The organism is Streptomyces sp. S.PNR 29 (genome assembly GCF_030386795.1).
Classification (GTDB): domain Bacteria; phylum Actinomycetota; class Actinomycetes; order Streptomycetales; family Streptomycetaceae; genus Streptomyces.
Genome location: NZ_JANUQM010000006.1, coordinates 120048 through 133771, shown reverse-complemented (window position 1 = coordinate 133771; position 13724 = coordinate 120048). Strand labels below are relative to the sequence as shown.

General features: G+C 71.2%; 10 protein-coding genes. All 10 read right to left on the bottom strand.

The window, feature by feature from the left end; genetic code table 11:
• Positions 1-79 precede the first annotated feature (79 nt).
• Entirely contained in the window at positions 80-1543 is a 1464-nt protein-coding gene (locus tag NW895_RS17880) for a PP2C family serine/threonine-protein phosphatase (protein WP_289936700.1), read from the bottom strand.
• 3 nt (positions 1544-1546) lie between these two features.
• On the bottom strand, positions 1547-4060 hold the full coding sequence (locus NW895_RS17875; RefSeq protein ID WP_289936699.1) for a serine/threonine-protein kinase: 2514 nt from the start codon (positions 4058-4060) through the stop codon (positions 1547-1549).
• 22 nt (positions 4061-4082) lie between these two features.
• Complete coding sequence (locus NW895_RS17870; protein WP_289936698.1) at positions 4083-5417, bottom strand: hypothetical protein; 1335 nt, start codon at positions 5415-5417, stop codon at positions 4083-4085.
• A 64-nt stretch (positions 5418-5481) separates the two neighbouring features.
• A complete protein-coding gene (locus tag NW895_RS17865; RefSeq protein ID WP_289936697.1) occupies positions 5482-6543 on the bottom strand; it encodes a glutamate ABC transporter substrate-binding protein in 1062 nt (353 codons plus the stop codon).
• 8 nt (positions 6544-6551) lie between these two features.
• Positions 6552-7997 carry a hypothetical protein gene (locus tag NW895_RS17860; RefSeq protein WP_289936696.1) on the bottom strand — a complete coding sequence of 482 codons (1446 nt, stop codon included), beginning with the start codon at positions 7995-7997 and terminating at the stop codon, positions 6552-6554.
• A 285-nt stretch (positions 7998-8282) separates the two neighbouring features.
• A complete protein-coding gene (locus tag NW895_RS17855; RefSeq protein ID WP_289936695.1) occupies positions 8283-9254 on the bottom strand; it encodes a BadF/BadG/BcrA/BcrD ATPase family protein in 972 nt (323 codons plus the stop codon).
• Positions 9245-10510: a 6-phospho-beta-glucosidase gene (locus NW895_RS17850; RefSeq protein ID WP_289936694.1), complete on the bottom strand. Its 1266-nt coding sequence runs from the start codon at positions 10508-10510 to the stop codon at positions 9245-9247. Before NW895_RS17850 ends, NW895_RS17855 begins: the two co-directional genes overlap by 10 nt.
• A 7-nt stretch (positions 10511-10517) precedes the next feature.
• Entirely contained in the window at positions 10518-11411 is an 894-nt protein-coding gene (locus NW895_RS17845) for a carbohydrate ABC transporter permease (RefSeq protein WP_289936693.1), read from the bottom strand.
• 3 nt (positions 11412-11414) lie between these two features.
• Positions 11415-12362, bottom strand: coding sequence for a sugar ABC transporter permease (locus tag NW895_RS17840; RefSeq protein WP_289936692.1), 948 nt, complete (start codon positions 12360-12362; stop codon positions 11415-11417).
• Positions 12363-12366: 4 nt separating this feature from the next.
• Positions 12367-13704: an ABC transporter substrate-binding protein gene (locus NW895_RS17835; protein ID WP_289936691.1), complete on the bottom strand. Its 1338-nt coding sequence runs from the start codon at positions 13702-13704 to the stop codon at positions 12367-12369.
• Between the last annotated feature and the right edge of the window lie 20 nt (positions 13705-13724).

The following is a 13724-nucleotide window of genomic DNA, read 5'->3' as shown; positions in this document are numbered from 1 at the left end:
TGACTGTGTGGACGGCCCCCCAGGGCCGTCCCTTCCGAACCGTCCCCTCCGGTCCGTCGAGGCCTCCCCGAACGCGGCCTCAGGCCGATCCTGCCCCCTGCACCGCGGCCGGGAACGGCACCACGGCCACTGTTACGTTGTCGTGGCCCCCGCCGTCGAGGGCGTGGCCGACCAGGACCCGGGCACTGTGCAGCGGGCGCACGGCGGCGTCGAGGGGGACGACCTCCGCCATCTCCTCCGCGGCCTCCGCGTAGTTCCACAGCCCGTCCGTGCACACGACCACCACACCGGGCCGGTCGGGCTTGAAGGAAGCGGTGTGCGGCTCCAGTTCGTAGGCGTCCGCGCCGAGCCAGCCCGTGATCGCGTGGGCGCGCTCGTCGGCGTACGCCTCGGCCTCGCTCATCAGTCCCGCGGCGACCATCTGCGCCGCCCAGGAGTCGTCCTCGGTGAGCCGGGCCGGGGGTGAACTCCGGTCCACCGGCACCCAGTAGGCGCGGCTGTCGCCGACCCAGCCGACGACCAGCAGGCCGCTCGTCACCACCGCGCCGACCAGCGTGCAGGCCGGGGCGTTCTGGTGCGGGGCGTGCTCGCGGGCCGTCGCGGGCTCCTGCGCCAGGGCGTTGACGGCGTGCGAGGCGGCGACGATCGCGTCGTGCATGGCCTGCTGCGGGTGCGTGCCGTAGGGCAGGGCCGCCAGCAGTGACTCGCTCGCCGCCCGGGAGGCGGCGAGCGAGGCGTCGTCCGGGCGGGTCGCCGAGGACACGCCGTCGCACACGATCGCCACGGCGGCGGGGGAGCCGTCGGGCAGGGCGGTGTGGCCGACGGCGAACGCGTCCTCGTTGCGGTGGTGGCGCAGGCCCCGGTCGCTGACCGCGGCCACCGGGCCGGCCTCCTGCTCCATGTGGTCGCGTTCGCGGGGCTGGGCGTGCCCGCAGTTCTCGCAGTAGCCGTCGTCGTCGACGCGGCCCGCGCGGCAGGCCACGCACACCGTCTCGCCCGGTGCGGGCGCCGTCGGCTCGGCGGTCACACGCGGGTCCGGCGCCTGGAGCGGGTACTCGTCGGGCTCGGCGGGACGGTCGAAGCGGACGCCGGCTGCCGGGGCCTCCGGGAGCCCGGCGGGGTCCTGGGGAGCCGGGGACGGCTGCCGGGTGCCCGTCGGGGGCGGGGGCTGCGGCGCGTACGAGGGCGGCGGCGGTGTCCGCGGCGCCTCGGGCGGCATCGGCGGGGCCTGCGACGGCAGCCGTGGCCGGGGTGCCTCGGCGGGCAGCGGGGAGCCGACCGAGTCGGTGCCGTGGAGGTCCGTCGGCAGGTGCACCGGAGCCGGCCGGCCGGAGCCGTCCCGCTCCGGGGCGATGGGCCAGTCCACGCCGGCGGGTGGTGCCGCCGGGGGAGGCACCGAACCGTTCAGGGCGATCGTCGGGTTGTCCTGAGGCCGTGCGGGCACCGCGGACAGGTCGTATCCGCACGCTCCGCAGAAACGGTCACCCGACTCAAGCGGTTCCTCGCAGCTCGGGCAGGCGGACAACTGGTGCGTCTGCGACATCAATTACACCCACGTCCGGGGGCGGTAACGGTTGGCACGTTCCACCAGGTCGATCCTCTCCTCGCCGCCCCTCGCCAGCCGGGCCAGCGTGCGGTACGAACGCTCCAGGCCGAAACGCAGGCCCCGTTCGTCCAGGCCGCTGCCGAGCAGCGTCCGTCCCCCGGCGGCGGGAGGGGCGGAACCCTGGCCCCCGGAGAGTACCCAGTCCAGCGCGCAGCCCAGGACTTCGGCCGACAACTGCTCGCGCCGCGCCGGATCCAGACCGTACATGTCCAGCGCCTCGACCTGCCGGGCGGCGGCGGTCAGGTCGTCCAGGAAGGATACGTCGGCCGCGGCGGCGGTTCTCCGCCTCAGCCGTGCGCGAACGGCCGCCACACGGGCGGCCGTGTAGTGGATGGACGCCTCCGGCACCGACTCCAGCGTCCGTACGGCACCCGCGCGGTCGCCGGTCGCCAGCTGGACGCGGGCCAGGCCGAAGGCGGCGCTCACATGGCTCGGGTCGGTCGACCACACCAGCCGGTAGTACTCGGCGGCGTTGTCGAGCTGGCCGAGCACCTCCGCGCACAGGCCGAGCGCCAGCTTGGGCGCTATCTCGCCGGGGAAGGCGTCGTAGATCGCGTCGAAGGCGAGCGCGGCGCCCTCATGGTCGCCGGTCACCAGCGCGGCCACGCCCCGGTACCAGACGACCCGCCAGTCGTCGGGCCGCTCGTCCTCCAGTGCCCGCAGGGCGCTCAGCGCCGCCGCCGAGTCACCGTGCTCCAGCCAGGCCCTGATCTGCCTGAGCCGCGTCTCGACCGACGGCGCCGGCGCGGCGGCCAGCGCACCCAGCAGCTCACCCGGCGCGGACGCCATGAGACCCGCCAGGAAACCGGCGTTGGGGTCGGTCGGATCGACGCGGGGCACGGGCAGGACGAGCGCGGCGGCGGGGGTGTGGACGGGCTTGACGAGGCCGGCTCCCTGGCCGGTGGCCGGCGCAGGAGCGGACGGCGTGAGGGACTTCCTCCTGCTCTGCGGCGCCCTCGCCCCCAGCCGCGACACCTCGCCGTCCAGCTTCGGGAACAGCTCCGTGTCCGTCACCCGCACCTCGGGGCCGAACAGCGTGGACAGCGCGGGACGGGCGCGGCCCGTCTGCAGGGACACCACCTCGCGCAGCACGCCCGTCAGCTGCTCCGACATCTCCTGCGCGGAGGCGAACCGGCGGGCCGGATCCGGGTCGGTGGCACGGACCAGCAGCCGGTAGAACGACTCGTACTGGCGGAACACCTCGATGGAGTCCGGGTCGGGCAGCGAGTCCACGAAGACGTTCGTGTAGCCCTGGAAGTCGAAGGTCAGGACGGCGAGTGTGCGGCCGACCGTGTAGAGGTCGCTCGCCACCGAGGGGCCGACCTCCGCGACCTCCGGCGCCTGGTAGCCCACCGTGCCGTAGATGGCCGACTCCTCGTCGTCCATCCTGCGCACCGCGCCCATGTCGATCAGCTTGAGCTGGTCCTCGGTCTGGATCGCGTTGTCGACCTTGAAGTCGCAGTACAGCAGGTTGCGGCTGTGCAGATGGCCGAGCGCCTCCAGCGCCTCGATGCCGTACGCGCACGCCTGCTCCACCGGCAGCGGGTCCCGCTTGCCCCCCGGCGTACGACGGGCGTTGGCGATCTCCTTCAGCGACTTGCCGCCGACGTACTCCATGACGATGTAGCCGTCGAGGGAGCCGGTGCGCTGGTCGAGGTGCTCGACGAAGTTGTAGATCCGCACGATGTTGGCGTGCTCGATCTCCGCGAGGAAGCGGCGCTCGGAGATCGCCGCCGCCATCGCGTCCTGGTCGCCGGTGTCCAGCAGGCCCTTCAGCACCACCCACCGGTCCGACACCGCGCGGTCCACGGCCAGATAGATCCAGCCGAGGCCGCCGTGCGCGAGACAGCCCACGACCTCGTACTGGCCGTGCACCACGTCACCGGCCTTCAGCTTCGGTACGAACGAGTACGGGTGGCCGCACTTGGTGCAGAAACCCTCCGTGCGCCCCGCCCGTTCGGCGCGGGCGCGGCCGACCGGCGCCCCGCAGTCCGAACGGGAGCAGAACCGCTTCCGCTCGGGCACCTCCGGGTTCTCCAGCACCATCGAGCGCGGGTCGGGCCGCGGCACCTGCGGCACCTGCACCAGGCCGGCGCCGAGCCGCCCGCGGGAGGAGGAACCGCTGCTGGAGCCGGAGCTGCGCACCGACACCGAGCGGCTCGTGGACTTGCCCGACAGGGAGCGTGAGAGCCGTCCCGACACCGAGCGCCGGGACTTCGACGACTGCGACGACGTCCGCGAACTGCGGCTGCTGGTGCGCGAACTGCCGCTGCCCGCCGAGCCCGGGGAGCCGTTGCCGCCGCCCGCGACCCCGGTCGGCGTCGAACCGACCATGCCCTTGGCCGACACGACCGGGGCGAGACCGCAGGTGTCGCAGTACAGCTCGCCGCCGCCCACGTCCTCGTACGCCCCGCCGCAGTCGGGCCGCTGACAGGTCCCCTGCGCCTCACTCATGACCTTGCCTCCCCCATGTCGCTCACGCGCCGGCTCCCCTGCGGTCCTCGGGGCCGCCCTGCCCGGGCACCCGCGGGACGGCGCCGAGCAGTTCGGCGGCCGCCCGCTGGTAGCGCAGCACGGCCTGTTCGGCGACGCGCAGGTCGCAGGGCGCGCTCCACAGCATGCGGCGCGCCTTCTCGTACGTCTCGACCAGCTCGGGCTCCTCCGCGAGGCCGTGCCGGGCGACCTTCGCCTTGTACGCGTCGAGGCGGCCGCGCAGCTCGGCGCGGACCGCGAGGGGCGCGGTGACCGCGGTCAACGACTCGCGGGCGCGCAGCAGTTCGTCCTCCGCCTTCTCCTCCAGGGACTCAAGGAGCGGTGACAGGCGGTGCCACTGGGCCTGCCGCCGGTACTCGGCGGCCGTCGCCAGCTGCTCCTGCAGCGCGGTCGGCGGTCCACTGACGACCGGCACCTCCGTCGCGGCGATCTTCGCCAGTACCTCGCCGCGCGCGGTGCGTGCCTCGGCGAGCGTGCGGTCCGCGCGGCTGAGGATGTCCCGCAGCTTGACGATCCGCTTCTCAGCGTCCTGGCGGACCGTCAGTACGGCGTCGATCTCGCGGCGCACGTCCTCCAGGGCGCGCGCCTCACGGTCGTACACCGTCGTGTCCGGCCTGCCGCCGCCCGGTGCCGAACTGCCCTGGGCCGGGACCCAGAACGCCAGCGGATCGGACACCACCTGCTCGCGCAGCCTGGTCAGCGTGCGCGTGATGCGCTCCAGGTCGTCGCCTGCCGGGTGCTCGCCGGGGCGGACGCCGACGGAGTGCGCGAGGCGTCGGGTGCGCTGGAGTTCGGCGGCGAGTAAATCGATACGGGCCGGCAGCGCCGACCAGACCGCGTCGGCGGCGACCACCATGTCCAGCGAGTCGGCGTACAGCTCGTTCATGCGGTCGACGAGGGTGGTGAGCGAGAAGCGTTCGCTGAGCTTGCCGGGCGTGCCGTGCAGGGTCGGTGCGCTGGCGGTCGCGGTGGCGGAGCCGGCCACGGTGACGGATTCGCCGTTCAGGATCTCGGTCAGCTCCACCAGGTCCTCACGGCTGGACCAGCGGCGGCGGGAGCGGATCTCGCGGGCGGTGCGCAGCGCGTCCGTGTACGCGTCGAAGTACGTCCACAGCAGCGTGATCGACGCCTCCGTGGCCTGCCAGCGCTCCTTGGTGACGCCGGTCAGTTCGGCGCCCTCCAGGAGTCTGCGGCCCGCGTGGTCCTGCAGCGCGAGGAGCGAGGTCTCGATCGCCTCGTGCTCCGCGCCGAGCCGCGCCAGCGCACGGTCCACCTCGTCCCGGTCCATCACCGGCCCGGTGGATCCCGTGACGCCCATCGATCACCTCTCGGTCTCGGGTATGTCTGTGGTTCGGTTCAGTCGGTGGTTCTGTCCAGGTCGGTCACTTGTAGCGGGCCACGGGAGGGGTCGCCGACTTCGACCTCTTGTCGCCCTGGTCCATGGTCGGGTGCAGCCACTTCTCGTACGACGCCCGCCAGCCGTCCGGGCTCTTTATGTAGCTCTCCAGAGTCCGGTTGACCTGGCGGACCAGGTCGGTGGCCTTCTGGTTCATCGCCACACCGTAGTAATCGGTCGTGAACAGCCCGCCCTTGAGCTCCACCGTCGGGTCCTGCGCGGCCTGGCTCGCGGCGAGCGCGCCGTCCGTGACGACCGCGTCGACCTCGCCGAGCTGCAACTTCACCAGGCAGTCGAGCTGGTTGGGGACGGTGGTGGAGATGTCGGTGGAGGAGGGGAGGGCGCCGCTCTTGCGGTCCGCGTCCAGCCTGTCGTACGCCGTGGAGCCCGTCGCCGAGCAGACCTTCTTGCCGGCGAGGGACTTGTCGTAACCCGTGATCTTCGAGGTCTTCGCGGCCAGGACCTGTTGGCCGGTCACGAAGTACGGGGCGGAGAAGGCGACGTCGTCCAGGCGCGTACAGGTGATGGTCATCGTGCGGACCACCATGTCGACCTCGCCCTTCTGGACCGCCTCGATACGGCGGTTGGTGGGGATGGCCTTGAACTGGACCGCGTTCTCGTCGCCGAGGAGGTCCTTGGCGATCCGGTGGACGAGGTCGATGTCGAAGCCCTCCAGCGCGCCGGAGGTGTTGTTCGGGTCGAGGTAGCCCCAGCGGTAGCTGTTGGTGTCGACGCCGACCACCAGGCGCCGGTCCTTGCGGTTCTTGATGGCGTCGATGGTGGGCGTCCGCCCGTCGCCGCCTGCCGGGGACAGGCTCTGGTCCTGCGGGTCGGTGCAGTCCTCGGCCCTGGCCTGGCGGACCTCGGCGACGCCCCCGCCGCCGGCCCGCGTGGCGCCGTCAGATCCGCCGGCCGCCCGGGTCGACGGCAGCAGCAGCGCGAAGAGCACGGCCAGGGCGCAGACGACCGCCATCGCGCCCACGCCTCCCCAGCCTCGGAGGCTGGCCCGCAGTCGCCGCACGGAGGTACTGAGTGCGTGCATCGTCATGCCCCCTTTCACCGGTACTCCGAAAGCCTGCGTCCGATGCCGAGGACCGCGCCGGCCGCCCCCAGGACCGCGAGGACCGCGGCGCCGACCGGGAGGCCGGTCAGCGCGTCACGGCCGTCACTCGCGGCCTGCTTGAACTCGTTCTGCTCGTGGCTGAGCGCTGTCGCCAGGGCCTTGTCGACGCTGTCGAAGCACTCGCTCGTCGGTTCCTCGGCGGCGCCGATGACCTTGTCGCGGGCCTTCTGGTAGTCGCCGGAGTCGTTCTCCTCGCGGGCGACCTCGTGGCGCTCCTTCCAGACCTTCATATAGCCGTTGGCGTCCTGCACGGGCTTTCTGCCGGTGTCGTCGTCGGCGAGGGCGCCGGCCTGGGTCAGTGCCTCGCCGAGTGCGGCGATCTGCTCGTCGTAGCCCGCGTTGTACGCGTCCACGATCCTGCCGTCGGCGAGTTCCTTGGTGTCCGCTCCCCGGCGGACCAGGGCCAGGTTCTCGTCGCTGCGGGCCGTGAGGGACGCGATGCGGGCGTCGTGCAGCACGTTCAGTGAGCGGACGCCGTGGTCGTAGGAGTCGTTCAGGCCTGCGCGCGCGATGGTGTGGCCGGCGACCAGCCAGAGCAGGACGATGGTCGCGGTGGCCGTGGCGGCGACCAGGCCGTGGTTGAGGACGCGGTTGGTGCGCAGGTAGTTGCGGCGCTGGGCCCAGGCGAGGGCGGCGAGGGCGAGGACGCCGAGGGCCAGCGCGGGCCAGGGGAAGGACTTGGCGTCCGCGTAGTCGGAGCGCAGGCGCCGGTTTTCCGTCTGGTAGAGGTTCTCGGCCTTCGGCAGCATCTGCTGCTGCATCATCTCGTTGGCCGCCCGCAGGTACGCGCCGCCTACGGGGTAGCCCTGGCGGTTGTTGGCGCGGGCCGTCTCGACCAGGCCCTCGTACTCCGGCAGCAGTTTGTTGATCTGGGCGATCAGGTCCGCGGAGGGGGAGCCCGGTTCGGAGTTGGCGGCGGCGGTGACCAGTTTGTCGGCGGCGGTGTGGATGTCCTCGGCGTAGCGCCGGCGGTTGGTGGGCGTCTCCTGCTGGCCTGCGAGGTAGCCGCTGGTCGCCGCGGTGTTGGCGTCGGCGAGGGAGCGGTAGATGGCGGCGGCGTCGGAGCTGAGGGGCTGGCTGCTGTTGATGACGTCGTCGGCGGCTGCGGCGCGGTCGGTCATCTGCCAGGCGGTGACGGCGCCGAAGGCGACGACGAGGAGGGCGAGGAGGGCGCCGATGATGCGCAGGCGGCCGGGTTCGGTGGTGGCGGCCGCGCGGAGACGGTCGACGCCTTCGGCGAAGGCGGTGCGGCGGGCCTCCGGCGGTGAGAGGGGTGTGGGCGCAGTGCCGGGGGAGGTCGGCTGGGGTGGGACGGCCGGCAGTGTGGGCAGGCCGGAGTGCGGCGGTGGTGCCGTGCTGCTCTTCGGCGCTTGAGTCACTGCTGACCTCCCCCATGGTCATCTGTCGCCGCAAGTATCGCTGGCGGCACTGACATCCGCACCACCCCTGCCCATGAATACGCCGCCGGAATCGGTTCGGTTCCCGGTGGTGGGAGGGTGGGGTGTGGACGCCTGCGGCGGCCTGTGCGGGTTCGGTGGGGGATCGCGTTGCGCCTGCGGGGGGTTTGTGGGGCGGGGCCGTGGGCGAGTGCGGGTGGGTGGGGGTGCGCGCAGATCCTGCGGGCAACGCAGGACCAGGTGACCCACCCCCACCTGCAGCGCACCTCAGCCGACGTAACGCGCCCGCGCCCGCGCCTGTACCTCCGTCCCGGCTCCCACGTGGTCCAGCCCCAACAGCACTGCCCCGAGCACGGGACTCGCGGTCACCACCTGAGGCACCGCCTTGGGAGCGCGGTCCGCCAGTAGGTCCCGGATGCGGTCGTTGAGCTGAGGGTGCTGGGCGGCCAGGACGCTGCCGCCCAGCAGGACCGGCGTTTCTTCCTCCAGTAGGGACAGCCGCGTCAGCGCCACCATGGCCATGGTCACCACCTCCTCGGCCAGACGGTCGACGATCGCGCGGGCGACCGGATCGCCGTCCGCCGCCGTGGCGAAGAGGACCGGGGTCAGTTCGTGGCGCCGGGAGGACTCGATGTGCCCCAGGTGCAGGGCCTCGACGAGGGCGTACATGGTCGGGAGGCCGAAGTGGGCCGGGAGCGTGTGCGCCAGTTCCGTGGGGCCGCCCCGGCCGTCCTCCGCGCGGGCGGCGTGCCACAGGGCCTCCTCGGCCAGGCCCCAGCCGCCGCCCCAGTCGCCGGAGATGCGGCCGAGGGCCGGGAAGCGGGCGGTGCGGCCGTCGGGGCGCATGCCGACGCAGTTGATGCCGGCGCCGCAGACGACCGCGACCCCGCGGGGCTCCGTGAGGCCGGCGCGCAGAATCGCGAAGGTGTCGTTGCGGACCTCCACACTCGTGCCCCACGCGCGCGCGTGCAGCGCGGCCGCCAGCCGTTCCTCCTCGACGGGGAAGTCGGCGTTCGCCAGGCACGCCGAGACGTGGTCGGCCGACACCACCCCGGCGGCGGTGAAGGCGCGGGCCACCGGCTCGGCGAGGGCGTCCATCGCCTTCTCGACGCCCACCGCGGGCGGGCGGAAGCCGCCGCCACGGGCTGTGGCGAGGATCCCGCCGTCGGCTCCCACCACCGCCACGTCGGTCTTGCTGTTGCCCGCGTCGATGGCGAGGACACGTGCGGTCAGGCCCACGCGAGGTGCTCCCGGTTGTGTGCGATCAGCTGGTCGGTGAGGGTCTCGGCGTACGCGTACTGCCCGATCAGCGGGTGCGCGAGCAGCGCCCGGAAGACCCGCTCGCGGCCACCGCGCAGGGCGGCGTCCAGCGCCAGGTCCTCGTACGCCGTCACGTTCGCCATCAGCCCGGCGTACAGTGGGTCCACGGGCGTCACCGGCAGCGGGGCCGGGCCGCGCGGGCCGACCGCCGCCTGCACCTCGATCACCGCGTCGTCCGGCAGGAACGGCAGCGTTCCCCCGTTGTACGTGTTCACGACCTGGAAGGCACTGCCGGAGCCGCCCAGCAGTGCCGCCGCCAGGTCCACCGCGGCCTCCGAGTAGTAGGCCCCGCCCCGCTTGGCGAGCAGCTCCGGCTTCTCGTCCAGTGCCGGGTCGGCGTACAGCTCCAGCAGCCGCCGTTCCATCTCCGCGACTTCGGCGGCCCGCGACGGCTTCGTCCGCAGCTCCCGTACGACCTCGTCGTGCGCGTAGTAGTAGCGCAGGTAGTACGAGGGGACCACGCCGAGGCGGTCGATGACCGGGCGCGGCAGGCGCAGGTCGGCCGCGACCGTGTCGCCGTGCTCGGCGAGCAGCCCGGGCAGGATGTCCTCGCCCTCGGGGCCGCCGATCCGTACGCCTGTCTCCCAGGTGAGGTGGTTGAGGCCGACGTGGTCCAGGTGGACGTCGGTGGGTGTCACGCCGAGCAGCGCGGCGAACTTGCGCTGGAAGCCGATCGCCACGTTGCACAGGCCGACGGCCCTGTGGCCGGCCTGGAGCAGGGCGCGGGTCACGATGCCCACCGGGTTGGTGAAGTCGATGATCCAGGCGTCCGGGTTCGTACGGCGGATGCGTTCGGCGATGTCCAGGACCACGGGGACGGTGCGCAGGGCCTTGGCCAGGCCGCCCGCGCCCGTCGTCTCCTGGCCGACGCAGCCGCACTCCAGCGGCCATGTCTCGTCCTGCCGCCGGGCCGCCTGGCCGCCGACGCGGAGTTGGAGCAGGACGGCGTCGGCGCCGTCCACGGCCTTGTCCAGGTCGGTGGTGGTGAGGATGCGGCCGGTGTGGCCCTGGCGGGAGAAGATGCGTTCGGCCAGGCCGCCCACCAGCTCCAGGCGGTCCGTCGCCGGGTCCATCAGGACCAGTTCCTCGATGGGCAGGGTTTCCCTCAGCCGGGCGAACCCGTCGATGAGTTCGGGGGTGTAGGTCGATCCTCCGCCGACCACGGTGAGTTTCATATCCGGATCAACCCTTCACTCCGGTCAGGGTGACGCCCTCGACGAACGCTTTCTGGGCGAAGAAGAACACGAGGATCACGGGGGCCATGACCAGGACGGTGGCGGCCATGGTGAGGTTCCAGTCGGTGTGGTGCATGCCCTTGAACGACTCCAGGCCGTAGGACAGGGTCCAGGCGCCCGGGTTCTCGGACGCGTAGATCTGCGGCCCGAAGTAGTCGTTCCAGGCGTAGAAGAACTGGAAGAGGGCGACGGCGGCGATCCCGGGCCGCGCCATCGGCAGGACGACCTTCAGCAGCGTTGAGAGGTCGCCGCAGCCGTCCACCTTCGCCGCGTCCAGGTACTCGTTGGGGATCGTCATCAGGAACTGGCGGAGCAGGAAGATGGAGAACGCGTCACCGAAGGCCATCGGGACGATCAGCGGCCACAGGGTTCCGGAGAGGTCCAGCTGCTTCGCCCAGAACAGGTACATGGGGATGATGACCACCTGCGGCGGCAGCATCATCATCGAGATGACCAGCATCATCGCCAGGTTCCGGCCGCGGAAGCGGAACTTGGCGAGCGCGTACGCCACCGGCAGGGACGACACGACCGTGAGGACGGTGCCCAGGCCCGCGTAGAACAGGGTGTTCCTCCACCAGGTCAGGAAGCCCGGGGTGTCGAGCACGCTCCTGTAGTTGGCCCACTCCCAGGTGTGCGGGATCAGATCGCGGCTGAGCGCCTGGCTGTCGCTCATCAGCGAGGTCAGGAAGACGAACACGAAGGGCAGGACGAAGAAGAGCGCGGCGGCCACGCCGAGGGAGTGGATCGCGATCCATTCCAGCAGCGCCTTGCGCCGGGCGGTGCGCTCGGCGTCCTTGTCCGGTGTGCTCAAGTGCAGGGGTCTGTCCAGTACTTGGGTCATGAATCAGTCACCTGCCCGGATGATCCCGCCGCGGCGCCGCATCAGCAGTGCCGTGAACGCCATGGAGAGCGCGAACAGTACGAGCGCGACCACACAGGCGGAGCCGTAGTCGAAGCGCTGGAAGCCGAGGTTGTAGACGACCTGGGGGAGCGTCCAGGTCGAGTTCTCCGGGTAGCCCGGCTCGAAGTTGGTGCCGGCGCCCTGGATGACGCCCGAGGCGACCTTTCCGGCGATCAGCGGCTGCGCGTAGTACTGCATGGTCTGGATCACGCCGGTGACGACGGCGAACATCACGATCGGCGAGATGTTCGGGAGCGTGACGTACCGGAAGCGCTGCCAGGCCGAAGCGCCGTCCAGCGCCGCGGCCTCGTACTGCTCCTTGGGGACGTCGAGCAGCGCGGCCATGAAGATGACCATCAGGTCACCGACGCCCCACAGGGCGAGCAGGGTGAGCGCGGGCTTGGACCAGCTGGGATCGTTGAACCAGGCCGGCGCCGGGATGCCGATCTTCTCCAGGATCGAGTTGACCGGGCCCGTGCCGGGGTTGAGGAGGAAGGCGAAGGACATGGTGGCGGCGACGGGCGGGGCGAGGTAGGGCAGGTAGAAGAGGGTGCGGAAAACACCCGTACCCGTCTTCGTCTTGGTGATCAGCAGCCCGACACCGAGCCCGAACGCCACCCTGAGGCTCACCATGACGACGACCAGCCACAGGGTGTTGCGCATCGCGGGCCAGAAGTACGGGTAGTCCTCGAAGACGTAGAGCCAGTTCTTCGCCCCGCTGAACGCAGGCGGTCTGAACCCGTCGTAGTGCATGAACGAGAAGTAGACCGTCGAGATGAGTGGGTAGGCGAAGAAGACGGCGAAACCGATCAGCCAGGGCGACAGGAAGGCGGCGGTTTTCAGGCCCGCCTTCCGTCGCTTGGCGCGCAGTGTGTACGCGGTGGTGGCCATGTGACTACTTCGCCTGCGCGATGTCCGTGTCGATCTGCCGGGCCGCCTTCTGCAGGCCGGCCTTCAGGTCGGTGACCTTGCCGCTCTCGTAGTCGTATCCGAGCTTCTGGATCGTGACGAGATACACGCCGCCGTTGACGGACGCCGGGCTGGTCTGCGAGTTCGGGTTCGAGGCGATGTCCAGGAAGGTCTTGAAGCGCGGGTCGTACTTCAGCTTCGGCGACTTCAGGGCGGCGAGGGTGGAGGGCACGTTGTGGATGGCGTTGGAGAAGCTCACCACCGCGTCCGTGTTCGTGGTCATGTACTTCACCAGTTCCCAGGCCGCGTTCTGCTTCTTGCTGGTGGCGGGGATACCGGCGATGGTGCCGGTGATGTAGCCCTTGCCGTACTGGTCCACCTGGTCGTCGGGCACGGGCAGCGGTGCGACGCCGATCTCGAACTTCGGCCCCGCGTCCAGAGCCATTCCGAGCCGCCACTCGCCGTCCAGCTGCATCGCGACCTGGCCGGTGTGGAAGGGGTGCTTCGGGCCCCATTCGTCACCGAGTCCGGAGCGGTACCTCTCCAGCTTCCGGTAGCCGCCGAGTTCGTCGACGAGCTTCTTCTGGAACGTGAAACCCGCTGCGAACTTCGGGTCCTTCGCGAGGTTCGACCTGCCGCTGGAGTCGAAGTACGTCGGCGACCACTGGGCGAAGAGGTGCTCGGTCGTGAACTCCCAGCCGTGGTAATTCGGCATGACGCCGAGCTGTGAGAACGAGTCGCCCTTCTTGATGGTCAGCTTCTTGGCGTCGGCCTCGAACGCGGACCAGGTCTTCGGCGGGCTGGTGATGCCGGCCTTCTTGAACGCGGTCTTGTTGTAGTAGAGGCCGTACGCGTCGCCCAGCAGCGGCACCGTGCAGCGGTCGCCGTCGTACTGGGTGTACTCGTTCATCGCCTTCGGGAAGGTCTTGTCCGGGTCGATGCCCGACTTCTCGAAGAAGGGGTTCAGGTCGACGAACGCGCCGGACGAACAGAACGTGCCGACGTTGTTCGTGGTGAAGGACGAGACGACGTCGGGCGCCTTCTCGCCGCCGGCCCGCAGCGCCTGGTTGACCTTGTCGTCGGTCATGTTGCCCACGATGTTGACGTGGATGGCGGGGTGCGTCTTCTCGAAGCCGGCCACCAGGTCCTTCACGGCCTTCTGCTCGGCCGGAGCGGACCAGCCGTGCCAGAAGTTGATCGTCGTCTCCTTGGACGCGTCGTCGTCCGCGCCGGTGGCGGACTGGCCGGTGCAGGCGGTGGCGAGGAGGGCGAGGGAGGCGGAGGCGGCCAGCGCGATGGCCACCTTCCTGGACATTTCAGGCATGGCGAAGCTCCCAGGGGCAG